15 protein-coding genes, 1 other RNA gene and 2 other annotated features are annotated in these 24,972 nt (G+C 35.4%); all 16 genes read right to left on the reverse strand.

Annotated features, from left to right (window positions below):
• Nucleotides 1-62 precede the first annotated feature (62 nt).
• Nucleotides 63-1,154 (reverse strand): DUF2974 domain-containing protein, encoded by a 1,092-nt coding sequence (locus HMPREF0389_RS04355; RefSeq protein ID WP_014262475.1) that lies wholly within the window; start codon nucleotides 1,152-1,154, stop codon nucleotides 63-65.
• A 46-nt stretch (nucleotides 1,155-1,200) separates the two neighbouring features.
• Nucleotides 1,201-3,024, reverse strand: coding sequence for a DUF4153 domain-containing protein (locus HMPREF0389_RS04360; RefSeq protein WP_014262476.1), 1,824 nt, complete (start codon nucleotides 3,022-3,024; stop codon nucleotides 1,201-1,203).
• A gap of 640 nt (nucleotides 3,025-3,664) precedes the next feature.
• Nucleotides 3,665-4,876, reverse strand: coding sequence for an FprA family A-type flavoprotein (locus tag HMPREF0389_RS04365; RefSeq protein ID WP_014262477.1), 1,212 nt, complete (start codon nucleotides 4,874-4,876; stop codon nucleotides 3,665-3,667).
• 54 nt (nucleotides 4,877-4,930) lie between these two features.
• Nucleotides 4,931-6,862, reverse strand: a complete 1,932-nt coding sequence (locus HMPREF0389_RS09385) for an acyl-CoA dehydrogenase family protein (RefSeq protein WP_014262478.1) — start codon at nucleotides 6,860-6,862, stop codon at nucleotides 4,931-4,933.
• A gap of 687 nt (nucleotides 6,863-7,549) precedes the next feature.
• A complete protein-coding gene (mgtE, locus tag HMPREF0389_RS04375; RefSeq protein WP_014262479.1) occupies nucleotides 7,550-8,908 on the reverse strand; it encodes a magnesium transporter in 1,359 nt (452 codons plus the stop codon).
• A 658-nt stretch (nucleotides 8,909-9,566) separates the two neighbouring features.
• Complete coding sequence (locus HMPREF0389_RS04380) at nucleotides 9,567-10,709, reverse strand: S1C family serine protease (RefSeq protein WP_014262480.1); 1,143 nt, start codon at nucleotides 10,707-10,709, stop codon at nucleotides 9,567-9,569.
• Nucleotides 10,710-10,751: 42 nt separating this feature from the next.
• Nucleotides 10,752-11,537: an MBL fold metallo-hydrolase gene (locus HMPREF0389_RS04385; protein ID WP_014262481.1), complete on the reverse strand. Its 786-nt coding sequence runs from the start codon at nucleotides 11,535-11,537 to the stop codon at nucleotides 10,752-10,754.
• 909 nt (nucleotides 11,538-12,446) lie between these two features.
• Nucleotides 12,447-13,718, reverse strand: a complete 1,272-nt coding sequence (gene serS, locus HMPREF0389_RS04390; RefSeq protein WP_014262482.1) for a serine--tRNA ligase — start codon at nucleotides 13,716-13,718, stop codon at nucleotides 12,447-12,449.
• A 55-nt stretch (nucleotides 13,719-13,773) separates the two neighbouring features.
• Nucleotides 13,774-13,977, reverse strand: a binding site (T-box leader).
• Nucleotides 13,978-14,163: 186 nt separating this feature from the next.
• Nucleotides 14,164-15,021 (reverse strand): MetQ/NlpA family ABC transporter substrate-binding protein, encoded by an 858-nt coding sequence (locus HMPREF0389_RS04395; RefSeq protein ID WP_014262483.1) that lies wholly within the window; start codon nucleotides 15,019-15,021, stop codon nucleotides 14,164-14,166.
• Between the two features lie 185 nt (nucleotides 15,022-15,206).
• On the reverse strand, nucleotides 15,207-16,400 hold the full coding sequence (locus HMPREF0389_RS04400) for an amidohydrolase (RefSeq protein ID WP_014262484.1): 1,194 nt from the start codon (nucleotides 16,398-16,400) through the stop codon (nucleotides 15,207-15,209).
• Nucleotides 16,401-16,676: 276 nt separating this feature from the next.
• Nucleotides 16,677-16,917, reverse strand: a binding site (T-box leader).
• Nucleotides 16,918-16,994: 77 nt separating this feature from the next.
• Nucleotides 16,995-17,744: a hypothetical protein gene (locus HMPREF0389_RS04405; protein WP_041250802.1), complete on the reverse strand. Its 750-nt coding sequence runs from the start codon at nucleotides 17,742-17,744 to the stop codon at nucleotides 16,995-16,997.
• Nucleotides 17,745-18,490: 746 nt separating this feature from the next.
• Nucleotides 18,491-18,754: signal recognition particle sRNA large type (gene ffs, locus HMPREF0389_RS08875), an RNA gene on the reverse strand.
• 54 nt (nucleotides 18,755-18,808) lie between these two features.
• Nucleotides 18,809-20,062 carry a cytochrome c biogenesis protein/redoxin gene (locus tag HMPREF0389_RS04410; RefSeq protein ID WP_014262486.1) on the reverse strand — a complete coding sequence of 418 codons (1,254 nt, stop codon included), beginning with the start codon at nucleotides 20,060-20,062 and terminating at the stop codon, nucleotides 18,809-18,811.
• A gap of 382 nt (nucleotides 20,063-20,444) precedes the next feature.
• Nucleotides 20,445-21,809 carry an ABC transporter permease gene (locus HMPREF0389_RS04415; protein ID WP_014262487.1) on the reverse strand — a complete coding sequence of 455 codons (1,365 nt, stop codon included), beginning with the start codon at nucleotides 21,807-21,809 and terminating at the stop codon, nucleotides 20,445-20,447.
• Nucleotides 21,802-23,901, reverse strand: coding sequence for a COG1361 S-layer family protein (locus HMPREF0389_RS04420; protein ID WP_014262488.1), 2,100 nt, complete (start codon nucleotides 23,899-23,901; stop codon nucleotides 21,802-21,804). Before HMPREF0389_RS04420 ends, HMPREF0389_RS04415 begins: the two co-directional genes overlap by 8 nt.
• Before the next feature lie 37 nt (nucleotides 23,902-23,938).
• Entirely contained in the window at nucleotides 23,939-24,727 is a 789-nt protein-coding gene (locus tag HMPREF0389_RS04425) for an ABC transporter ATP-binding protein (RefSeq protein WP_014262489.1), read from the reverse strand.
• Nucleotides 24,728-24,972 lie beyond the last annotated feature (245 nt).

Here is a 24,972-nt window from a genome sequence, read left to right on the forward strand (position 1 = left end):
ATTCATTGAAATGATACATTTTCATAAATAGTATCTTCCGATTTATTATTATCTGTTTTTCTTTATGATTTAAATATGGTAGGAACATTCTTAATTCCGATATCCACCAAACCTCTGACAGATTGACGCAAAAACTCTTTGGTCTCGGGAGAAGTTTTTCCTGTTGCTTGTAAAATACTATACAATTTAGAGAATAGGTTTGTTTTTAAATCAGAGACATAAATCACTTCATCTATATTCAGTATTTCATAGATTTCGTCAACAAACAATGCTCTTTCTTCAGGTTTCATTCCGGATACCCATTGCTTAATTGTGCGTTCTGCGTATTTCGAGCCTACTGTCACTTCATCCAAAATTTCAAAACCGTCATCCTTTACAATCCAAGAAAAAAAATCATGTTGCAAAATTCCTGTTCGATTACTTTTTACCACCACAAAATCTTCTTTGTGTTCCAACAGCACTCCGATGATAGATGTTTGCGGAATCATTCGAACAATACGGTCTTCAATATTGGCGTACCCTTTGGTATTCAGGAATTCTTCGGTAAATCCGGGACCGTCATGTGAATAAATCCGTTCTATTTTTGATTGCAATTCTTCCGAAACTGTAGCCGCCGCATAGACAGCCAGATTCCCTCCTTTGGAATGTCCACCCAAAATCAGTTTTCTTCCTTCCGAATTTTTGAGGCTGTTAACATATCTTCTTGCCTCCTCTTGCGAAGGAATAGGAGATTGAAACGCCATGTTAAAATCCTCTTTCCAACCTAACAAAGTCGGTTCCGTTCCACGAAAAGAAACATAGCTCATATCAGATGTCAATCGAAATGTGACAGCACAAAATTCTTTCTGTATATTCACATCTTTCATTTTTACATAATTGCAAACAACGATATCTCGAAACCTCGGACTGGATGCAAGATGAAAAAATAATTTTCGGCAGCTTTTTTCATCCCAAATATGTGCAAACATTTCATCAAAGTGTTCTGCACAAAACAATTCTTGCAGTCGAATTCCTTCATCCGTATGAGCTCCGGAAATTTCCTTTGGGATATTAACATAAGATAACCACGACAAAATCAAACTATCCACTTCAGATAACGGTTTTTCTTCAAAAGTTTCAAATATACTTTCTGCATAAGAAATAATATTGTTCATTGTATTCTCTCTCCTACACTATTAGAAAATGTTATAGTTCTATCATCTACTTTTTCAAACGGTAATAAATATCACCCTGTATGTTGCATTCTTTATAAACTTTAGAATCTTTTCCTTCTTCCTTAATTCTCTCCAACATAATGCCTTCAATTACTAAACGATATTTCATATCTTCGCCTTCATATTCAAGATACCGTTCCACTTCTTCTCCCTTTTCTTGTCTCTTTTCCAAATCACTTACCTGTTCATAGAGCTCGTCAAACGGAATTTTTTCTGTATAAACCTTATCTCCTAAATCATAGAAATAAAGTACTAATCCATCTTCTTTTCTGACAATAAAAGGTTTTTGGTCTTGCATATCATTATCTTCCGGACCGGGAGAATAAAAGCTGACATTGTATTTTCGATCAAACTCAGAAATATCTTCTACCTTATCGTACTCATTTCCATAAAAACCTATATTTACTCTTTCAACAAAAGAAGACTCCGGATCTTCCCAATAGTCAGTCCATTTCTCAGCAAAACCAAACACTTTTTCGAAAGAATAATCTTTTTCGCTACATGGCATATTCGGAATATCTTCAAATTTGTGATTTGCCATAATATAGGAAACTAATTCCGATATTCTTTCTTGCTCATCTTCTCTCAAATCATATTTAGGAACAATTTTCCCATCTTGAATCATGTCATTTCTTTGCAGTACCTTCACCAATTCATGAACTTGACCTCTTTTTTCTACACGATATGCACTCATAGGTCCGACAGAAGAAATCAACACTGCTACAGATAATATAATAGGAATAAAAATCAAAGAACTATCCTGTTTTTTTACATAATGTCTTATATAATACAATACACTACTGCATACCCAAACTCCTGCCATGATGACATAGTATCTATTCTCAGTAATACCATACTCTTTCACTCTTATCCAAACAGAAATAAACATCATACACAGAAGCGGTAACATTGCTACACTGTAAAAAATAGAAAATTTTTTCAAAAAAGGCTTGTTTTCTTGCAAAGCAGATAAGAAAAATACAATCGCCACACTGAACATTCCATACCAAAGTACCAAGTGAGCAACCAAACCGTTCGGCCACCGGCTCAATACGATGATTTTCGCAAAATAGATGTATAGAATGACTGTATAAATACTAAGCAACGGAACAACAATAGATAACAGAAGAACTCTCCACGCTCGAACCATTTCATAACCTTGAAATTCATCATTGGAATCCGGAAAATCGGATAAAAAGACCGCCAACAAAAAGAGATTGAATACCGCGCTTGCCATATATCCATAAATCTCAGAATATAGAGGAAGCTCCAACAAATGAACCAAAGTAAAAATAATTGCGGCAACTCCTAAATACATCACAATGGAGTATACTAAAGCTTTTGCAAAACTTCCTATTATTTCAAAGATATAAACCACATATCCTTCGTTTCTTCTAATTTTGGAAATATAGGCTGATGATATGATTAAAAACAAATTCAACCCGAAGTAAATTCTGTCTTTTTCATGTATACCTAGAGTATCTCCTTCAACAGGGTTGAGTAAAATAAAATGTACGCAACAAATAAAAGCTCCTCCTGCAATCCACAAAATTGCACGAAAGATTCTTTTTCTGTTTCGATCTTGCATGTCGCACAACCATCTTTCCTCAAAAAGATGGAGATTGATTGATAAGAGTATTCCCGTCAAAAGAGTTTCTATCATTGGGTTGTATGATAAAAACCATCCGTTTTTAATTTCCAAAATCAAATAAATCGTCATAATAACAGAACATGTCATAGTGATTGGAAATCGAATGACACTTTTGTTTAAATTTTCAAAAGTTTGTTTTATTTTTTCTATACCTCTCATAACAATCGCTGACCTTTTTGATATCCGGTCAACTTCCTCCTCTCATTTCTTCCATTGTTGTATTGACTGTAGCTTTTATAAATATCTACCTACATTCATTCTATGTGATTTCTCATATACATGAGATTTCCCCTTTAGTATACTATAAATTCTAAAAATATTTGTGTTTTTTGTTCGGATATTTTTATATTTTGAGACAAAATAATTCTTACAAATAACATTAGTTATTTCATATTCCCCCTGTTACAATTTGAAGGTGCCGTTCACGGTTCAATGACTTGGTCATTCCATTCCGCTTATTTCAAGTGGCACAATGTTAAAGACGGTATTTCTTTCACATTAAATTTTATGACATTTCTATTTGATACCAATCATTGACTAAAGTGTTATAATAAAGCTCTGTTTTTTGCACACTATGATATGTTGTCCTATTTTTCATAAACATCCACTACACCTAATTGACGCCGCGCTTAGTATGAGATTAAGTTTTAGTATAAAAAGGGTACTATTTATATTACAAAATCGATCCTTTTATGGGATGAAAAAAACAAATACCAACAAAAAGAAAAGTAGAGCAACATTGCCCTACTTTTCAAAACAAAGTTATTATTTATTAGAAAGTGTATATTGTAACAAATCATTATTCATTTAAAGAACTTACGATGGTTTCTGCCAAACTATCCAATTCTTTTTCTCTTGAATCGTTTACAGAGGAACTTACTGTTACCCTCTCATTCAATACATCCATAAATTTCATTTCTTCATCTAAGAACTGTTCCATCAAATCACCTGATCTTGGAGTCCAAGAACCGTTTTCAACAATTGCAACTGTTCTGTTTTGAAGATTTAATGCCTTCATATCGTTTAAGAAGTTGTGCATAACAGGATAAATTCCTAAGTTATAAGTTACAGAACATAATGCGATATGACTTACTCGGAATGCTTCAGAAATCAGTTGAGATACATGTGTATTAGACACATCATATACTACAACATTTTTGATTCCTCTTTCCACTAATTTTGTTGCTAAAATTTGTGCAGCAAATTCAGTATTTCCGTACATGGATGCATAAGCAATCATAACTGCTTTTTCTTCCGGTTCGTAAGAGCTCCATTTATTGTATTTATCCAATAAATATTCAAAATCATTTCTCCAAACCGGTCCGTGTAACGGACAAATATACTTGATGTCCGGTAAAATCGGAGTTGCTTTTTTCAATAAAGATTGTACAAAAGGACCATATTTCCCAACGATATTTGTATAATATCTTCTTGCCTCATCAATCCAATCTCTGTCAAAGTTCACTTCATCATTGAAAAGTTTGCCGTCTAATGCTCCAAATGATCCAAAAGCATCTGCTGAGAATAATACACCATCTGTCTTATCAAAGGTCACCATTGCTTCAGGCCAGTGTACCATCGGCGCTTCTATAAATATGACCTCATGTTTTCCAAAACTAAAGGTATCACCTTCTTTTACTTGGATTTCTTTTCCATCCACATCAAACCCAAACTGTCTCATCAACATGAATGATTTTTCTGTACTGATAATTTTTGCTTTTGGGTAACGAATCAATACCTCCTCCAAAGAAGCTCCATGGTCAGGTTCCATGTGGTTAATTACAATATAATCCAAATCTCTTCCATCCAACACATGAGCCATATTACTCAAAAAATCTCTACAAATTGACCAGTCTACTGTATCAAACAATACTGTCTTTTTATCTAAAAGCAGATATGAGTTGTAGGATACTCCTTTTGGAATGGGATGAATGTTTTCAAACAATGCCAATCTATGATCATTTCCACCAATCCAGTACAAATCTTTTGTTACATTTCTTACGTTATACATCCGTATTTCCCCCTATACTAAATTTTACGTTTGTTATCTCGTCTCAGTCTATTATTAACGACGGTTTTCCGGAAATTCTACTTCTGTAAAGTTGTGTTTTTCTTCTCCACATTTTGGACAAATCCATTCATCCGGTAATTTATCAAAGATAGTTCCTTCCATGATATCATTTTCAGAATCACCCAATTTTGCATCATATTCGTAACCACAGCCGTTACATACATATAGTTTATAGTTCGGTGCTAATTTCTTAGGTTTAGAACGCTTCATTTTTACCATAGGTGGTGCAGGATCTTTTTCTTTTCCGTTATCCAATGCCTCTGTCAACAACGGAAGAATTTCCAATGCATCTCCCACAATACCATAGTCACAATTCTTAAAGATTGGTGCATTTGCATTGTTGTTGATTGCAACGATTGTTGTAGCTGTTTTGATTCCTTTCAAGTGTTGTCCGGCTCCGGAAATTCCTACTGCAATATATAGATTTCCGTTGAATTTTTGTCCTGACATGCCTACATATCTGTTAAGAGGTAGATACTTTAATGTTTCTGCAACAGGTCTGGAGGATCCTACTGCCGCACCGGCTTGTTTTGCAAGTGCTTCAATCAGTTTCATATTTTCTTTCTCTCCAATTCCCTTTCCGGCACTTACTACTCTTTCCGCTTCAGAAATAGGGGTATCTAAATCGATTCCTACTGTAAAATCATAGCCGTCTTTTTTCAAAGCATCTACAAGAGCTTGTACTTGTTCTTTTGCAGAACCGTCTTTGAAAATCATCTTTTTACGATCTCCTGTAACAGACTCGGCTTTTTTCTTTGTTTCTGCTCCACCTTTAGATTTTGGCGGTCTTCCCAAAAGGTAAGATGCAATAACAACACGCTGAATTTCGTTTGTTCCTTCATAAATTGTTGTGATTTTTGCATCTCTGTATGCTCTTTCCACTTCCATTCCTTTCAAATATCCGGAACCTCCGAAAATTTGAAGTGCATCATTTACAATTTCCAAACAATTGTCAGATGCATATTGTTTTGCCATAGCAGCTTCCATTCCGTAAGATTCGTGATGTTCCTTCAATTCAGCTGCACTGTAAATCATAAATCTACTTGCTCTTAATTTTGTCGCCATATCTGCAATTTTAAAGGAAATTGCTTGTTGGAATGCAATCGGTTTTCCGAACTGAACACGCTCTTTTGCATAATTTAAGGCATGTTCATACGCACCTTGTGCAATCCCAAGCGCCTGAGATGCAATTCCAATACGACCTCCATCCAGAGTCGCCATCGCAATACGGAATCCTTGTCCTTCTTTTCCTAATAAATTTTCTTTCGGTACTTTTACATTGTTAAAAATCAATTCTGCTGTAGAAGAGGAACGAATTCCTAATTTATCATAATGATCTCCGAATGTGAAACCTTCCCATCCTTTTTCTATGATAAATGCACTGATTCCTTTCACACCGATTCCGGGTGTTGTAACAGCAAATACAACATAAGTATCTGCTTTCGGTGCATTTGTAATAAAGATTTTATTCCCATTTAAAATGTAGTGATCTCCTACCAACTCTGCTACTGTCTGTGTTCCCCCTGCATCACTTCCTGCTTCCGGTTCCGTCAAACCGAATGCTCCAATCTTTTCGCCTTTTGCCAAAGGAACTAAATATTTCTGTTTTTGTTCCTCTGTACCGAATGCTGCGATTGGGTAAGAGCCTAATGAAACATGGGCAGACAAGATAACACCTGTTCCACCATCTACTCTCGACAATTCTTCTACAGCGATTGCATAGCTGATTACATCTAATCCTGCTCCGCCATACTCTTTCGGATACGGAATTCCCATAAGTCCGAGCTCTCCCATTTTCTTTACTGCTTCTGTCGGAAATTCATTGTTTTGATCCAACATAAAAGCAATCGGTTTTACTTCTGTCTCTGCGAACTCTCTTACTTTTTTTCGAAAGCTCTCATGTTCCGGTGTTGTTTTAAAATACATGATTGGTTCCCCCTCAATCCTCTTCATTTTCATAAATGTATTATTTTATACTCATATCATATTAGAAATTTTCTGTTAAATTAAAGTGCAGAGGTGCTCGCTTTTTCATTTCAATTGTAATTCTTTAACTTAAAAACAGTTTCTAATACAAAAATACTATAATCCAGAATCAAGCATTGAACAACAGTAATTGCAACATTATCAGTTTATAATCAATTCTACTCTGTTCAAAGTATAAAGCGATTCTATTCTGTATGTACCCATGTAACAAATAACTAAACTCACTTTTTATAATTCTTAGAAAGATACTTTTTTCAAAATATCTCATATCGGTTTTATGGAAAAACAAAAAATAAAAATCATATTTTTTTTATTTTGTCAAACATCATTTTACATGTATCTTTTTTCATGTGAATAACTTTTTTATCACTCTGTTTTGATCTGAAATATAAAATAGTATTTTCAAGTATTCCAAAATACAAGTCTCTCCTTTTTTGTTTGTTCACAGAAAATAAAGCGCTTTATTCACAGAAAAAAATACTTTTCCACAGAGTTATCCACATATTGTGTAATTTATTTACAAAAAACACAACTTTATGATGTATTATTTCTTTCCTAAAAATTCAATTCATAAAAAAAGAACACTGTTTCAAATCATACAGTGTTCCTTTTATTCATCCTAATTATTTACACCAATTTCTCTACAAACAAAGTCGCCAATCCTAAGAAGAAAAAGAATCCCATCACATCTGTAAATGTTGTAACAAATACCCCTGATGCCAATGCAGGATCAATATTTAATTTTTTTAAAATAACCGGTACAAAATAACCGGCAGATGCCGCTACAATCAAATTCAGTACCATAGCAAGTCCGATAATAAATCCAAACACCGCCTTGCCTACCCATAGTTTTGCGGCAATTCCCACCACAATTCCAAGACATATTCCATTTACGATTCCGACGATCAATTCCTTTATCAATACCTGTTTTGTATTTTTTTCATTTAATTCGTCCAATGCAATTCCGCGAACGATCAAAGTTAATGTCTGTGTTCCGGCATTTCCGCCCATTCCTGTTACAATCGGCATGAATGTAGCCAGTGCCACTATTTTAGAAATCGTTCCTTCAAACGCCCCGACAACCGATGCAGCCATTGCAGCAGTCACCAAATTAATCATCAACCACGGAAGACGGCTTCTAATAGCATAAAACGGAGAACTGTCGATAGTTTCACCTTCGCTTAAGCCTCCAAGCAAATAAATATCTTCCGTTGTTTCTTCATTCAATACATCAATAATATCATCAAAGGTAATAATCCCACACATCACATGATGTTCATCCACAACCGGAATCACCATATATCCATACTTTTCAAACAATCTTCCTACTTCTTCCTGATCCATATCAACCGGAACACAAAGGACATTTTCATTCATAATATCTCGAATTTTAGTATTTCTCTCTGCAACAATAATATCTCTTAACGATACTACTCCTTTTAATATCCCTTTGTTATCCAATACATAAATATAGTAAGGCGTTTCCGAATCAGGTGCTTTTTCGCGCAAATATTCAACGCTTTCCTCAATCGTCATTTCTTCTTTGATTGCAATAAATTCTTTTGCCATCAAGCCACCGGCGGTATCTTCTTCGTATCCTAACAAAGACCTTACTTCTTCCGCCTGTTCATGATCCATTTTAGAAATAATTTTTTCCTTAACATCTTCATCTACTTCACCGAGCATGTCCGCCAAATCATCTGACGCCATCTCAGAGATGATATTTTCTTCACGCTGTTGAGAGAAAGAAGACAGCATCTTATACTTATCCTCATCCTCCATTTCCCCAATCAACGATGCAACATAATAATCAGGTAATTTTTTTAGGATATCATTCGGATTCCCTTCATATTGCTCTAACTCTTCCAACAAATCGACAGGGTGGATATTTTCCATCTCTTCTTCGATTTCTTCCTTTGTCCCATTTAAAATTTTATTGATAATTTCAAATTCAAGAACATTCTCGTCATTATCTTTCTCTCTCATGATATCACTCCCCCCTACAATAGCTCCTACTATATATACTAATATAAATTGATGAAATTTCCTATATAAAACATCAAAAATTCTCTATTTTATAAAAAATCAGATGATTTATATCATTTTTTTGAAAATAAATTGTGGATAAGTTGATAAACAATTGTGGATATCCCCGTTTTTTGTGGATAAAAACATAAAAATTGTATTTTCACATTGTAATATCGACAGCACATATGTTTGTTTTCCTAACAATTATACACACTCTATGTGTATAACTCCCATTATTATCCACATGGTATTTTTTAAATTTTGCTCCGTTTCATATGGGTACAAAACTAACGAAACTTGCTATAAATCCATGTTGAACAATACACTCAATCCCTTCTTATCAATGTGAGGGAAACATATTTGTAGTCGTTTAGGGGAAATAAGAATTTATACTACAAACCACCATTTGAAACAGAGATGATATTAAAAAATTCAACCAATAATAGTATAAGTGAAAATGAAAACAGACACAGAAACAGAGTATGAACATATCGTTTTACTATGTAACAAAAAAACGATGCAGTTATGTCAGTATTTCTTTTTTCAATGATTCTCATAATGGAAAAACTGCTCACAACGCATCATTTTCAACATTTCTTTCTTATTTTTTACTTAATTAAAATTCTACCTCTATTACCTTTTTTGTTTTGTCACGAATCACAGTCACTTTTACACGATCCCCTTTTTTATAGGAGAATAGTGCTTTTGAAATATCTTGCATACCGGTAATTTTTTTATCTTCTATTTGAATAATAACATCCTCTCCTTTGAGACCCGCTTTATCTGCCGGAGAATGTTCTATTACCGAAAATACAAATGCACCGCCTTCTTCTGCTCCATAGTTATTACCGGACAACTGTTCGACAACATCCATATCTTGCCCTTTGATGCCAAGAACCACTTTTTCTACTTTTCCTGTTGTAATTACCTGTTCTATAATCGGCTTTGCAGAATTGATCGGGATGGCAAAACCTAATGCTTCTCCGGTTCCTTCTTTCAAAGTGTTGATTCCAATCACTCGTCCGGAAGCATCCAACAACGGTCCCCCGCTGTTCCCTCTGTTGATTGCCGCTGAAGTTTGAATCAAATGATCCATCGTTACTTTTTCGGTTCGTCCTGTGTAAGCTGAAGTCGAATTTACAGTCAAAGTTCGATTCAATCCGCTGATAATTCCTTCTGTCATGGTTCTTTGGTAATCAAGTCCCAACGGATTTCCAATCGCAATTGCCAAATCTCCCACTTCCAACTTGTCACTATCTCCAAGTTCCATTGCCTGTAGTCCTGTTCGTGCAATTTTTACCACTGCCAAATCCAAAGAACTTTCTCCCCAAATCACCGTTCCTGTCTCTTTTGTTCCGTCAGGTAACAATATGTTGGCTTGATTGTTCTTTGCGCCTTCGACAACATGATAGTTGGTCAAAATATATCCGTTTTTATCTACGATAATCCCTGTTCCGACTCCTGTTGCCGGATAGGTAAAACCGAAATAATCACTCACTTCCGATGTTGTTTGCACTCCGACAACAGATGGCATTGCCTTTTTTGCCACAGCTTTATAAATATTATCTGTTGAAGTCTGCACATAAGTTACCTTGTCTGCTGAAACATCCGCACTCTCTACTTCATTTTGTATCTGATTCGAAAGCTCCTTTCCCATGCTTGTCTTTTGTATCAACTGCGGCATACACAAGAAGGTAAGCATAGATCCTACAAGAACTCCTGCAACCGCTGACATAAACGCAGATTTTTTTGCACTCATCGTCGTTTCCTCCTCTTTCTTCTTTCTAAAAAAGATAAATTTTTATAAGATATATTGTTCCGAAACACAATCTCGAAGAAGAACGCTCAATTCAACATCTTTTTCTGTAATCAGTTGTTCTTTCATCATCTCAGAAACCACTTGTTGTGCTAACATCGGATGATTGTTTTCCTTGCTTAAGTGTGCCAATGCTATTCTGGTGATTCCCGATTGCACAAGAAAAACAGATAATTTCCCCGCATCTTCATTGCTCAAATGCCCTTGATTGGAACGAAGTCTTGACTTGAGTGCATAAGGATATCCGCTGTATCGCAACAGTTCATCATCATAATTGGATTCCAATACAACAAGCTCGGAACCTTGCAATGCATCGATTACCTCTTCTGTCACATAACCCAAATCCGTTGCTATAGAAATCTTCTTTCTTCCGTCTGTAATTGTAAAGCCACAAGGCTCCAATGCATCATGCAAAACAGAATAAGCGTCCAATTGTATCGTTCCTACCTCTACAGAGTCTCCGATTTCAATTATTTTTTTGTTTTTTTCAACAATATTTCCAAGACCCTCTTCCATTCCTCTCCATGTTCCTTCTGTCGCATAAACCGGAATGTCATATCGCCTGCTCAAAATCCCAACCCCTTTGATATGGTCAAGATGTTCATGTGTTACAAAAATTCCTTGAATATCTTTGAGCTCTTGAGAGTGTTCCAAAAGATTTTTTTCAATCTTTTTTCCGCTCAAGCCTGCATCTATCAAAATTTTTGTACTTCCGTCTGATATAAAGTGACAGTTCCCGGAACTCCCACTCGAAACTGAAATGTATTGCATTTCCTTCTCCTCACTATATCTTATAATGTCATTTTATTCATATTCTGTGGAATATATTTAAAAAATATTTTCAAAAAAAGTAATAAAACTCGTCCAAATTTGTAAAAATTATTTTGGTGATGTTATCAACTGTTTTACCAATATTTTGTTAAACTATCAAATTTGTTTTTGTATAAAACAGCAGCCACAAAACGAAACTTCATCTAAAACATATATTTATTGTAAATCATTAAAGATAGTTTTGCCACTCTTTTTTGAAAAATCAACCCTTTTACACATAAAGATACCCTAAAAACAAACCATCACACAAAGAAATAGAGCCTCTGTCTATAGACGGCAGATAACAATTCTCTCATCCTAATATCGTTTTCGAATTTTTTATCGTACAAATCACGATCTATCTACCGATTAGAAAAAACAAAAAACATCCGCTGCATTATTGATATAAACAGTATTTCATCAATCTATGCTTGACAGCACTTTGCTCAAATTTTCATTTATTTGTTTCCCGATACCCTCATTGGTATTATTTTTTATCACAATCATTACTCAACAGTCTTTACTGTTCAAAAATATTCTTTATACTAAAACTCAATAGAATGATTTCATTATTCCCTAAAAAATGAAGTGTTTCAGATACTTGAAAAAGTTATGGACAGACTCTGCGACAGTATAAATATACTGATGAATGGAAAAATCTAAAGTATAAACTTATAGAGATTGGTTCAATCATTTAATTGACTTTCCATATTACTTTATACGCAAAAATGCCCCTAAGAAAAACTTAACATCGTTCTTAAGGGCATTTCTTTTATTTTTTCAACATTGCACAACAATCCGAAACAGAATCTTTTATGTTTCTCTTTATCAAATTTCAGTTGCTGTAAAAAATTTCTACTGCAAAACAACTTATTTAATCACATCTACTCCCATATACGGTCTCAATACTTCAGGAACCACTACACTCCCGTCCGATTGTTGGTAATTTTCCAAAATAGCTGCTACGGTACGACCGATTGCCACTCCGGAACCGTTCAATGTATGGACAAATTCAGGTTTGTCTTCTTTACTTCGTTTGAAGCGGATATTCGCTCTTCTTGATTGGAAATCTTCAAAATTGGAACAAGAAGAAATCTCAACATAACGACCATAGCTTGGCATCCATACCTCCAAATCATATTTAAACGCCGCTGTAAAACCCAAATCTCCGGAACAAATTTGAACCACTCGATATGGAAGTCCTAATTTTTGAAGAACAGATTCCGCATCTTGTACCAAAGTTTCCAATTCTGCATAAGAATCCTCCGGCTTTGTAAATTTCACCAACTCTACTTTTTGAAATTGATGTTGACGAATCAATCCTCTTGTATCTCTCCCTGCTGAGCCTGCCTCTGCCCTGAAACAAGGTGTATAGGAACAATATTTTGTCGTCAAATCTTCCGCTTTCATAATTTCATCACGATGGATGTTTGTAACAGGTACTTCTGCTGTCGGTACCAAATAATAATCCAACCCTTCCAGACGGAACATGTCTTCTTCAAACTTCGGCAACTGTCCTGTTCCGATAAAGCTTCTTGCATTTGCAATAAAAGGCGGTAACATTTCCGTATATCCGTTTTCAGCTGTATGTGTATTCAAGAAAAAGTTGATGATGGAACGTTCCAATCTTGCACCCAAATCACGATATAAAGTGAAACGAGAACCCGTAATTTTACTTCCGCGGTCAAAATCTAAAATATTCAAATCTGTCCCGATATCCCAGTGAGCTTTCGCCTCAAAGTCAAATTTTGGAACTTCTCCCCATTTTCTGACTTCTTTGTTGTCTTCATCTGTTTCTCCGTGAATCACTTTTTCGTTCGGAACATTCGGAATACAAAGCATTTTTTGATACAAAATATCTTCTGTCTCTTTTACTCTCACATCCAAATCCGAAATCGCATCGGATAATCGTTTCAGTTCTGCCATCAATGCTGTTGTGTCTTTTCCTTCTTTTTTGTATTGCGGAATTTGTTTCGATTTTGTTTTTTGTTCATTTTTCATCGCTTCCACTTTTTGAAGATATTCAATTCTGTGATTGTCCAATTCCACTACTTCGTCCAAAGAAAAATCTTTTTCTCCGCGAATCTGCATTCTTTCCTTAATTACATCCAAATCTTTTTTAATTCTCTTAATGTCTAACATTGTTCTTCCTCCCTTTATCATAATATAAAAAACCTTCGCTCTAATACATACTATGTATTAGGACGAAGGTAAAATTTTCGCGGTACCACCTAATTTGATTATCTGCTAATCCAACTCATTAAGATTAACGCTCTTATCACGTTTTGGTTATCCCAAAAAGCTCCAAAGTGGATTCTAAGAGTTTCTTCACAGATTTTCACCAACCATCTGCTCTCTACAAAAGAACATCTCCTATACTGGTCTTCTTCTAAGCTATGAAGTCACTATATCACGATTTCTTTTTTTTGTAAAGCACTACATTTTGAAACAAGGTTTCTGTCCTTTGTTGAATAATACTATCCAAGCGAGTCATTTTCTAAAATAAACAGTATGTCAGACAACATGCTTATACTGTAAGCTTAAAGAAACGAGGATGGGTATCTTAACGTAACTTCCAATTCAAAAACTAAAATGCAGGTACTACTCCGCCATTGTAATGTTCTGCAATAAATGCTTTTACATCTTCACTTTGTAACACTTCAACTAACTTTTTAACTGCTTCACTGTCTTTGTTATCTTCTCTTGTTGTAATGATATTTGCATATGGAGATTCAGAACCTTCAAGTACTCTATCTTCTCCTGTTGCAGTTAACAACAACGCATCTGTGGTTGGAACTAAACTTGATTCAATCGCATAGTTTCCGTTGATGACAGCTCCGTCCACTTCTTCCAAAATTCTTGGTAGCTGTGCCGCTTCAACAGGTTTAAATGTGAAGTTTTTTGCGTTCTCTACAATATCTTTTTCAGTAGCTTCCAAGCCTGCTTGATCAGATAATTTAATGATACCTTTAGATTGTAACAAAATCAATGCACGTCCACAGTTTGTAGGATCGTTTGGAATTGCAATTGTTGCTCCGTCAGAAAGTTCGTCTACTGATTTTACTTTTTTAGAATATAATGCAAGTGGCTCTACATGGATGTTTCCCACAGATACCAACTTTGTTCCGTTGCTTTCGTTGTAGCTTTCTAAATATGGTAAATGTTGGAAAAAGTTTGCATCCAATTGACCGTCTGCAAGAGCTGCATTTGGTTGTACATAGTCAGTAAAAGTTACAATCTCCAATTTTACACCTTGTTCTTCCAATTTAGGTGCTACAAATTTTAATAATTCTTCGTGAGGAATCGGTGTTGCTCCTACTTTCAATACTACCGGAGTTCCTCCTGCGTCTGTTGCTGTTGCCTCTTGATCTGTTTTTTGACCACAACCTGCCAATGTTGCTGTTAATACAAGTCCTGCTAAAAATAATGTTGTTAATTTCTTCATGTTTTTCCCCTTCCTAATTTTTAAAAATTTTTTATTTATAATTCGTTTTGATACCTGTTTAAGATAAATTTTTATTCAAACACGATTTAATGACTAAATTGTCATTATCGTTGTTCAAGCATCAATCTCTGTTTTATACTCTTTAACTATCTTTAGCTATTTTTTTAACTTTATCCCTCTACACTCTATTCTTGCAAAAATCCAAGTGCATAACTGACATGAACCTGTGTTGCTATCGGCAATGCTCGTTCATCAATATCGAATTTTTCATGATGATGCGGATACCAAGTTCGTTCATCCGTTGGATTCTTAGTTCCCACATGCAAGAACGCGCCGGGCAAATACTCCAAATAATCGGCAAAATCTTCTCCACCTAAACTGGAAACTGCTTGATTAACAATATTTTCCGTTCCAATAATCGGTGCCAATACTTTTCTTGCCAAATCCATACCCGCCTTGTCATTCACCAATGCCGGTGAAGCTGCAAAATTATGAAATACAGCTGTTGCTCCATAAATTTTTGCTGTTTCTTGTGCCACATATTCTATCTCTTGCAGAGCAAATTCTCTTGTTTTTGAATCGAAACATCTCAAAGTACCCTTTAAGATACCCTTTCCGGCCAAGATATTGTATTTTGTGCCTGCATGAAGTTCTCCAATTGCAATCAAAATGGGATCTAACGGATTGATTCTTCTGGATACAATACTCTGCAACGAAACTGCAATATGTGCCGATGCAAGCAAGGCATCTTTCCCCTGATGGGGTTTTGCACAATGCGAACTTTCTCCGAACACTTCAATATCAAAAATATCACAAGATGCACTTCGAGGTCCTTCTACTGCCAACACTTTTCCAACTTCCGACGGAGAATGTAGATGGATTCCAAAAATGAAATCCCCTCCTTCCAGATATCCTCCGTTGATAAATTGTTTTGCACCTCGTCCAATCTCTTCTGCAGCTTGGAAAACAAATTTGACGGTTCCTTTAAATTCTCTATCTTTCAAAATTTTAACTGCTCCCAACAATGCCGCAGTGTGTCCGTCATGTCCGCAAGAATGATTCAATCCCTCTTCTTGTGAACAATATGACGCTCCTGTTCTATCTGGCATCTCCAAAGCATCCATATCAGCCCGCAAAAAAATTGTTTTTCCTTCTCCTTTTGTTCCTTTGAGTTCTGCCAAAATTCCTGTTTCTTCCACTTCGACAAAAGGAACATTCCACTCTTTTAACAAATTTTTGATAAAAGCGGAAGTCTTGTACTCTTTTAAACTGGGCTCCGGATGTGTATGAAAATGTCGTCTCCAAGCAATAATCTGTTCTGATAATTCCTTTACATCATCATCCAAATGAACAGACTCTAAACATAAATTTTGTTCCAAAATTCCTCCTCCTTTCGCATCTATCACAATTTATGACATCACTTTTTGAACACAATAAGAATTTTGCCAAGCATGTGCTTTAAATGAATCATCCAAAAAATATTTTTTGATTGTTACTATTTGATTGTTACTAAGAGTCTTTTTTGTTCTGACATTCAAAATTTCTTCATCTCATGAAGCATAAATTCTTCTTTGCTCGGTAACGCATTATTTTTCTTCTTCCGGCATAGATAAGCTCCTCAAAAAAAAGTCCTTTTTACCCATATCACTACAGATAAAAAGGACGAATTATCGCGTTACCACCTTTTGTTTATCAAAATATCACTATTTTGACCTCTACCGGTACTTGATTTCTCGTCATACCGTCGTGCTGTAACGGGCACTTCCCGTTGTAATCTAATCATTCGACCACAATGCTCCAAGACCATCTTCTATTTGATTTGTATTGATCACTTTCACCTGACTGACCTCTCTGCAAAATCTTCCTCAAATATACTCTTCTCTTCATCACAATCCTATGAACTTATAGCAAAGTATATCACAATTATTTAAATTGTCAACTTTAAATTTCAATATTTTTATCTAAAGGTTTTTCTAATTTTCCACCAAACTATACATAAACTTATAATCGTTTTCTGTCATTCCCATACTTTCAGAAGAAAACACAGACAGAGGAAGCTTATTCTCAAACTTCGTTAAACCTTTCCCCTCTTCATATACTCTGAGTTCATCATAAGTGTTACCCAAGAATCCATCAATTCCATCAACATGTGTTGTTACGTTATAACATGTATTTCCGGAAGCGGATTTGTACACATCCACAATCTCAGAATGCGCGGTATAAGTTTTGCCTCGGAAAATAAATTCTTCTTCCCATTTATTCCCTCTCTCCAAAGGAAACTTTAATACACTTTGCTCTTCCACTGCAGAATTCATCAAATGAAGAGAATCATATGTTCCAAACTCCTTTGATTTTTCTACTCTGCAAACAGCACCATCTTCCGACAACTCATACACCATCTTAAAGGTTCTGTCATTCGGATCGTCTCCCTCTCCGTCAATCATATATCCTTGATAAACAAGAGTCGTCTTTCCGTCTTTTTCTTCTCTTTTTTCAAACTTTAAAGAATATCCAAACTCTGAATATCCATGATAAAAATGTTCTTCTCCGTCTTGCGGGAAAATTTGTGCCAATGTTTCTGTTTTTTCCTGTCCTTGTGACGACGAACTCGGATTTGTAGGAACAGGCGGTTCAGGATTTTCATTGTTTTTGTCACAACCTGCAAACAATCCCAATACCAAACATATGCTTACCATAAGTGTCATCCACTTTATTTTTTTCATAATATTCTCCTTTCAAAAAGTATTCCTACTTCTTTTCAGCGAAAAAGTCTTACTCTCTTTTTCTAACAAATGTCTGTCAATAGATTCTTATTAAAATTTTATCATCCTAAGTATATTGTACTCTATTCTTATGGAATAAGCTTTACAATTTAGAAACAAAAAGAATCATCTTTTTCAAAATTGTTTTTTCGTAACCTGCTTGCTACTATGTTTCTTACAAAAGTTTTCGTTTCTATTCTTACCACATCTTATCACAAAAATCACTCTTGTTGTTTTTATATACCATCAAAGTGTTGCATCACTTATCACAGTTTTCCCGACAATCAGTTCCATCACCTCTTTGTTTTTTTATTGTTCTTGTTCAAATTATACTATATCATGTTTTTCAAAAAGAACAAGGGCGAAAAAATCCGCTCTGTATTTTATCGAAAGAAAAATCAGATTACAACCTTACAAGATACAAACTTGCCTCTTGTATGATATGAGCTGTTTTACTCACATTTTCAGAAGAAATTAACTTTGAGATTTTAGAACAATTTACCACTTTTATAATATATTTCTCATTTGTACTACATTTCTCCAAAAAGTGATAAAATAAGAAAGATATATCATATTTAATGCTTGAAATCCCAATGGATTAGTAAGTTTTTATCAACACTTTTTGTCCTATAGGCCACATTTCACGAAATCAAATCACAAAAAAGAGTTGGACTTTTTGCCAACTCTTTCCATATTTTCACAAGATGCTATGCACCATACTTCGAAGTGTTTCAATTGTCTGTTTCGTAAAAAACTACTCATCATCAGCACTCCCACAACACACAGAAGACATTACTTATTGCTGCTTCCTTCCAGACCTGACAAGGTTCATAAGCTCCTATTGCATGGGACCAACGAATCAACATAATTCTCTTCCGGCATAACAACCAAGATGCCCCTCTGTATGGAATTCAACCCTGCTAAAGCGGATTGCAGGTTACAAGGCACCGCTAACTCCCCGTCTAGCATAGCAAACTCATTTTATCAAATTCCTATCTATCCGTCAATCTATTTTATAAAGATACTTATCTTAGCTTCTCTATCGCATCTTTTAAGACATCCTTCGGTAAAGCACCTTGAGAATACCCAACGATATTACCTTCTTTATCCAAGATAAAAGTGGTTGGAAAAGCACCGACTTGATAATCTGCAAAAATACTTCCGGACGAATTCATCATTGTAGGAAAATCAAATGCTTTTCCCTTTATAAATTCCTTTAATTCACTCTCCGTTACATCAGCTGATTGTAAAAAATCATCCGACTTCGGGTTCGTTACTCCCAAAATAATCACATCTTTACTGTTCTGTCCATATTCCTGATAAAGTTCTTCGATATCCGGTAATTCTGCATTACAAGGGCCGCACCAACTTGCCCAAAAATTCAACAATACAACCTTTCCCCTGTATTGCTCTAAAGTATGGACCGTTCCGTTTTGGTCTTTTTCTTCAAAATTCCAACCGGGAATTGTTTCTGCCTGTTGATTGGAATCTTTTTTTTCTTCGGATTGCTCTTGCTTCTCTTCTTTTTGATTTGTATGTTCACTTTCAACTGTTTTTTGCTGTTCTTGTACCGACATACTACTCCAATATCCTGTTATGGAATTAAATTTTCCTGTAAAAATAATCAACCCCATTACAATTAACAGAACACCTCCTAATTTAGGAATCCATTGAAATAATCTTGTTTTCTTCTCAACAAAATTCATAATGAAATCTGTAAAAATTCCAAATACTACAAACGGAATTAAAAATCCGACTGCATATACCCCAACCAACACTTTGCCGAGCAACGCGGTCTTCGCTCCTGATGCCATAATCAATACAGAAGACAACATTGGTCCTACACAAGGCGTCCAAGCAAAGCTAAAAGTAAATCCCATTAAAAGTGCAACAAGCGGCCCCACTTTTCCTGTGCCCCATAACGGTTTGATTCGTCTTTCACGATTCAGAAAATCACTCTGATAAAATCCGATTTGATAAAGTCCGAGTAACAGAACAATCACTCCGCCTATCCTACTGAACATCGCCTTATTTGTATCAAAAAACTTTCCGATTCCGGTAAAAGCCATTCCCAAAATAAAGAACGACAACGCAATTCCTACTCCGAAAAACAACATATTTACAATCTTGTTTTTCTTCACATCTTTCTCTGATTGCCCTGCTAAATATCCTAAATAAATAGGTAAAATCGGTAAGATACAAGGTGAAAAAAAGGAAACTACTCCCTCTAAAAATACCAATAAAAAATTAAAATGTTCTACATTAATAACCTGATTCACATAAATTCCTCCCTAAGCTTAATTTTGATATCAATTTTTCATTGAAAGACTTATCAACAGAAGCAGAAAGTAATCTTTTACATTCAACCATGCTGATTGAACAAACTTACAACTGTCCGCTTTACTCTCCCTATGACAAAACACAACTCCTTATTAGCTAAAGAACTGCCTCGTGTCAGAGTTTGGATAAACTTTAACCCTCATGATATAATATATTTTCATCTGATTAAAAAGTCTATCCTCTCGTCTTCCGAAAAACATCGACTCATTTCGAATTTCTTATGATATACCCAAACTTTTTCAAAAAAAACAATATGTATTGATATTTTTTATCATTTCAACACATATTGTTTTTCGCTTATCATCATTTCAGTTTTCAAAATTATTCATTTTTCAAAGATTCTAAAGCAGAAATTTTCATAGCTCTGTTCGCAGGATAGTATCCTGACAATACACCGATTGCCGTTGAGAAAACAATTGCTAAAATTACAATACTGAATGGAATAATTGACAAATCACTACCTTCTGTCCCCATCATATTTTCTACAAAGAATGATGTCAACAGCTTATTGATAGCAAACGATATCAGATAGCTGAACATTACTCCGATTACTCCGCCGGAAACTCCAATCAGAGCCGCTTCCAACAAAAATAAGTTTCGAATATCCTTTAAATTTGCACCGATTACTTTCATAACACCAATCTCTCTTGTTCTTTCATAGATAGACATAATCATGGTATTCGTAATTCCGATTGCCGCAACCAAAAGAGAAATTGCTCCGATTCCTCCTAATATCCCTTGAATCAACTTCCCTTGTTCTTCTACTTGATTCAACCAATCCTGAGGAGAATAAGTTTCAAACCCCATTTCACGAATGGATTCTAAAACAGATTTTACATCCTTTACATCCTTTACATACACTGCGACCTCATCATAAGATTTCTTTTTTGAAGTTTGAGGACGATCTCCTCGCGCACTCTGAACTTCTTCCAATATCTTGCTCAAATAATCATAATCCATCATCACCTGATATCCCATAGAACCGCTGGATGTTTCCAACACTCCTACTGCCTTTACAGGGTGTTGCTTAAACTTTTTTTTATCTGCATCTGTACTGGGATTGGAATCAGAACCTCTCCTTTTTCTGTTACCGTACTCTGTATCTCCTGTCAGAAACAGCTTCCCTGAAAAAACATCTACAGTCGGCTTTGGGCGATTCCCATTTTCATCCGGTTCAACATAGGCAGGATAATCACTTTTTTTCGGATTATAGAACTCATAGAGAACGTCCTGTCCAAATACCATCGCATTTTTATCTCCCGCTCTTAAAGTTCTTCCGCCTTCTTTCACCTTGTAATTAAAAGCTTCCATCGTACTTGACCTGATTCCGATTACAGTCGCATCCGCAACATATTTTCCGGATACAATCCGCAATGATTGTTCCAAAACAGGAGTTGCCGCCGTTGCTCCCGGAATTGCCAAAATATTTCTCAAAGCTGCATCATCCAATACAATTTTCTCTCCTGTCTGTCTGTTTACTCCTCCCGGGTTCATTACTTGAATAATATGCAAATTTTCATACTTCTCTACTTGTTTCTTATTTCCTTCATTCAATCCAATTCCCAAAGAAAGCATTACAACAATAGAAGTTGTTCCAATTACAACTCCCACAATAGACAAAAGACTTCGTACTTTTCTTCTCTTCAAGTTTCGAAATGCCATCGATAATAAGTCATTGTTATTCATCGATTTCCAACTCCTTCGCCTTGCTTCTGTTCTTTTTCTTCTTCCAAATTCCGGCTCCTGCCAACAGAATCACCAAGACACTCACTCCCGCTATTTTTTTGCCCTTATGAGTATCTTGATTCTCTTCAGGCATATCAGAAGGATCTGTCGGAGGAATAAATTCACTCACTTCAAATTGGAATTCTTTCCTTACCTCCTGCATGGTTCCCGACACATCCTCAAAAGAAAAGATAATTTCTCCATTTGCAGTTCCTACTTTATCCGGAATCACCGTAAAATCAAAAGAATCACTTTTTCCCGCTTCCATATTTCCGACAAAATATCCATTCTTATCTTCGATAGTAAAATCTCCGGTCGCCTTTACATTCAAATTACTCAATACTGTTTTTCCCAAGTTATAGAATGTTACCGAAAAGTTTGCCTGCTGCCCTTCAAATACTCCCTCTGTCGGAATATTCACTTCTCCGATGTCCAATTTCGTTTTTTGTACTACCGGAATAGAAATAGTATCCTTTGTTGTCAACACATTCCCTTTTAAATCTTCATAGCTGTAGTCCACAGAGATACCCGATGTCTTCTGTTCAGCAGTCGGTTTTGCTACAAAGCGCATCGCTTTTTTGATTTGAGATTTTGCTCCCATGCTATCGATGAAGAAAGCACTGCTGGAATTTACAGGAACAAAGGTTCCATCATCTGCACTCAAAGAAACTTTGATATTTCTAAGTGCTTTTTTGCTTGTATTGGTCAATGTTAAATGTAGTACAAACTCCTGTCCCGCCTGTACCTCATTTCCGCCATAAGAATACTCTTCTATCATAATTTGAGGATTTTTTTCGCCATCTTGTTTATCAGCATTTTCTCCACCGCCATATATGAATATACCTGCATACTGACTTGTCGCGATTGTTGCCTCACCCTCCTTTGTTTCAAAAGGCTCCACTGATAATTTAATCGGATAATTCTTAGGTTCTGTTTTTGAATTGGAGAAAAAAGTAACATTGTATTTTTTTGTTTGCTTCGGTAATAATTCCTCTTCCACAAAAATACCCTTGGATTTATTCACAATGCCATCTATTCCTTCAGCACTTATTTTCAATCCTTCCAATTTTCCGCTTCCGGTATTCGCTACTTCAAACGAAACGTCAAACGATTCTCCTGCTTTTGCTTTTTCCGGCAATTTAATATTTTGAATGGAAATATCTCCTTTTTCGGTTGATTTACGAGAACCTAAAATATGAAGATGTACCGTTTCTTCTGTGGAAAAGACACCTCCGTTTGGAAGTCTTCCCTCTGCAAACAACACAATCGGATAATTCCCTGTCTTTACATCATCTTTCACTTCCAAATAGAAAGTAGCGGTTTTCTCAACATTGATTGTTGCTGTATCAACACTCTTACGAAGTGTTTGATTTGGAAGAGTAACGCCGTCCGGCAAACTTGTAAATCCAATTCTCATATCCATCAATGCCGAATTCCCAATATTTTTCGCTTTTACTGTCACCATATTCTTATTTCCACCGGATACTCCTCCTTGAGGAACTTCCAAAGACAACATTATTTTCCCATTATACTGTTTCGTATTGTCTGAATCTCTAGGTTTTGAATCATTTTCTTTTTTTTCACCGTTATAAATATATACATTATATTTTCCTTCTGTAGAAGAATTGATTTTGGAAGAAGAAAATGAATTGTTCGTGGTCTCTTGCCCATTCACATACAATTTCACTTTATACCAATACTCCCAACCCCCATCAATATTATAAGTGCTGATGGGAATGCTGAGCGTCTTGCTCTCATGACTTGGGATAGTAACAGAATCACTGGAACCTGACAACACTGTAGTATTTTCCGAATCCACAATCTTAATTTGTACCTTTTCTTTTTTTGAATTTGTATTATTTTTAATCTTGAAATTTAATTTTGTTTCATCCTGACCACTCTCTACTGTTGATGTAGTCGCAGTTACTGTAAAATCATAGTCTTGGGCATAAGCAAAAGAATGGAACATAATTGCCGGCAACACCATGCCCACCACCATAAATATAATCAAGATCCAAAGTACCACTCGCATCAGTTTTTTATTTTTCTTCATCTTTAACTCTCCTTCACAACTATTCTTTATTTCTGACTCAATCTATTATCCACTCTTCTCTAACAAAAAGAGCCTGTGATTTCTCTTTTAATTTTTCCTCCACACTCAAAATATTCCCATCTTGAATCGTAACCACCTTATCCGCATAATTTGCAATCATCCTGTCATGTGTTACCAAAATCAAGGTCTGATTATTTTCCTTGACCATACCAACAATCAAGTCCATCACTTCTTTTGTTGTGTTCGTGTCCAGGTTCCCTGTAGGTTCATCCGCAAAAATAATCTTAGGACTGGCAACCAACGCCCTTGCTATTCCTATTCTCTGCTGTTGCCCTCCTGACATTTGGCTCGGTTTTCTCATCTCATATCCTTTCAAACCCACCTTTAACAGCATCTCTCTTGCCAACATCTCACGCTTCTCTTTGTTTTCATTTCGAAAAATCAAGGGTAAACTGACATTTTCTATCGCTGTCAACATAGGAAGCAAATGATATGCCTGAAAAATAAAACCTATATTTTTTTGACGAAACAAAGTAACCTCTTCTTCATTTAATTGATGGATGGGAATTCCACCAACGATAATCTCACCTTTTGTAGGTTTTTCCAAACCTGCTACCAAATTCAAAAAAGTAGATTTTCCCGAACCCGATGTTCCCAAAAAGCAAACAATCTCACCTTTATCAATATTCAAACTGATATCATCAAGTGCAACCACTTTCTCAGTTCCCATTGTAAACACTTTTCGAATATGATTGATTTGAATGAATGGCTTTTTTTCTGTTTCATCCGATTGAATATTTTTTTGATTCCGTTCCACCGCGAACATTCTCTCACTTCCTTCTGCACACAGTATCTATATTTTACCGGTTTGTTTATGATAAATTCGTTCTTTCAAAATTATTTTTGTACAAGATTATAGTCCTTCAGTATTATAGTTCTTCAATGTCATACAGAAAATTTATTTTCTTCATCATATCATATTTCTTGTGATTAAATAATTAAAAACTGATTACAATAAAAAATAGTCTGTAAATCTTTTGACATATCTTTCAAAGTATGGTATAGTTGCTT

Origin of the sequence: Filifactor alocis ATCC 35896 (assembly GCF_000163895.2) — a bacterium.
GTDB classification, from domain to species: domain Bacteria; phylum Bacillota; class Clostridia; order Peptostreptococcales; family Filifactoraceae; genus Filifactor; species Filifactor alocis.

Bases quoted from the DNA above. Each gene is read 5' to 3' on its own strand.
- HMPREF0389_RS04355 (WP_014262475.1), bottom strand. From the start codon at position 1,154: ATGAACAATATTATTTCTTATGCAGAAAGTATATTTGAAACTTTTGAA.
- HMPREF0389_RS04360 (WP_014262476.1), bottom strand. From the start codon at position 3,024: ATGAGAGGTATAGAAAAAATAAAACAAACTTTTGAAAATTTAAACAAA.
- HMPREF0389_RS04365 (WP_014262477.1), bottom strand. From the start codon at position 4,876: ATGTATAACGTAAGAAATGTAACAAAAGATTTGTACTGGATTGGTGGA.
- HMPREF0389_RS09385 (WP_014262478.1), bottom strand. From the start codon at position 6,862: ATGTATTTTAAAACAACACCGGAACATGAGAGCTTTCGAAAAAAAGTA.
- mgtE (WP_014262479.1), bottom strand. From the start codon at position 8,908: ATGAGAGAGAAAGATAATGACGAGAATGTTCTTGAATTTGAAATTATC.
- HMPREF0389_RS04380 (WP_014262480.1), bottom strand. From the start codon at position 10,709: ATGAGTGCAAAAAAATCTGCGTTTATGTCAGCGGTTGCAGGAGTTCTT.
- HMPREF0389_RS04385 (WP_014262481.1), bottom strand. From the start codon at position 11,537: ATGCAATACATTTCAGTTTCGAGTGGGAGTTCCGGGAACTGTCACTTT.
- serS (WP_014262482.1), bottom strand. From the start codon at position 13,718: ATGTTAGACATTAAGAGAATTAAAAAAGATTTGGATGTAATTAAGGAA.
- HMPREF0389_RS04395 (WP_014262483.1), bottom strand. From the start codon at position 15,021: ATGAAGAAATTAACAACATTATTTTTAGCAGGACTTGTATTAACAGCA.
- HMPREF0389_RS04405 (WP_041250802.1), bottom strand. From the start codon at position 17,744: ATGAAAAAAATAAAGTGGATGACACTTATGGTAAGCATATGTTTGGTA.
- HMPREF0389_RS04415 (WP_014262487.1), bottom strand. From the start codon at position 21,809: ATGAATAACAATGACTTATTATCGATGGCATTTCGAAACTTGAAGAGA.
- HMPREF0389_RS04420 (WP_014262488.1), bottom strand. From the start codon at position 23,901: ATGAAGAAAAATAAAAAACTGATGCGAGTGGTACTTTGGATCTTGATT.
- HMPREF0389_RS04425 (WP_014262489.1), bottom strand. From the start codon at position 24,727: ATGTTCGCGGTGGAACGGAATCAAAAAAATATTCAATCGGATGAAACA.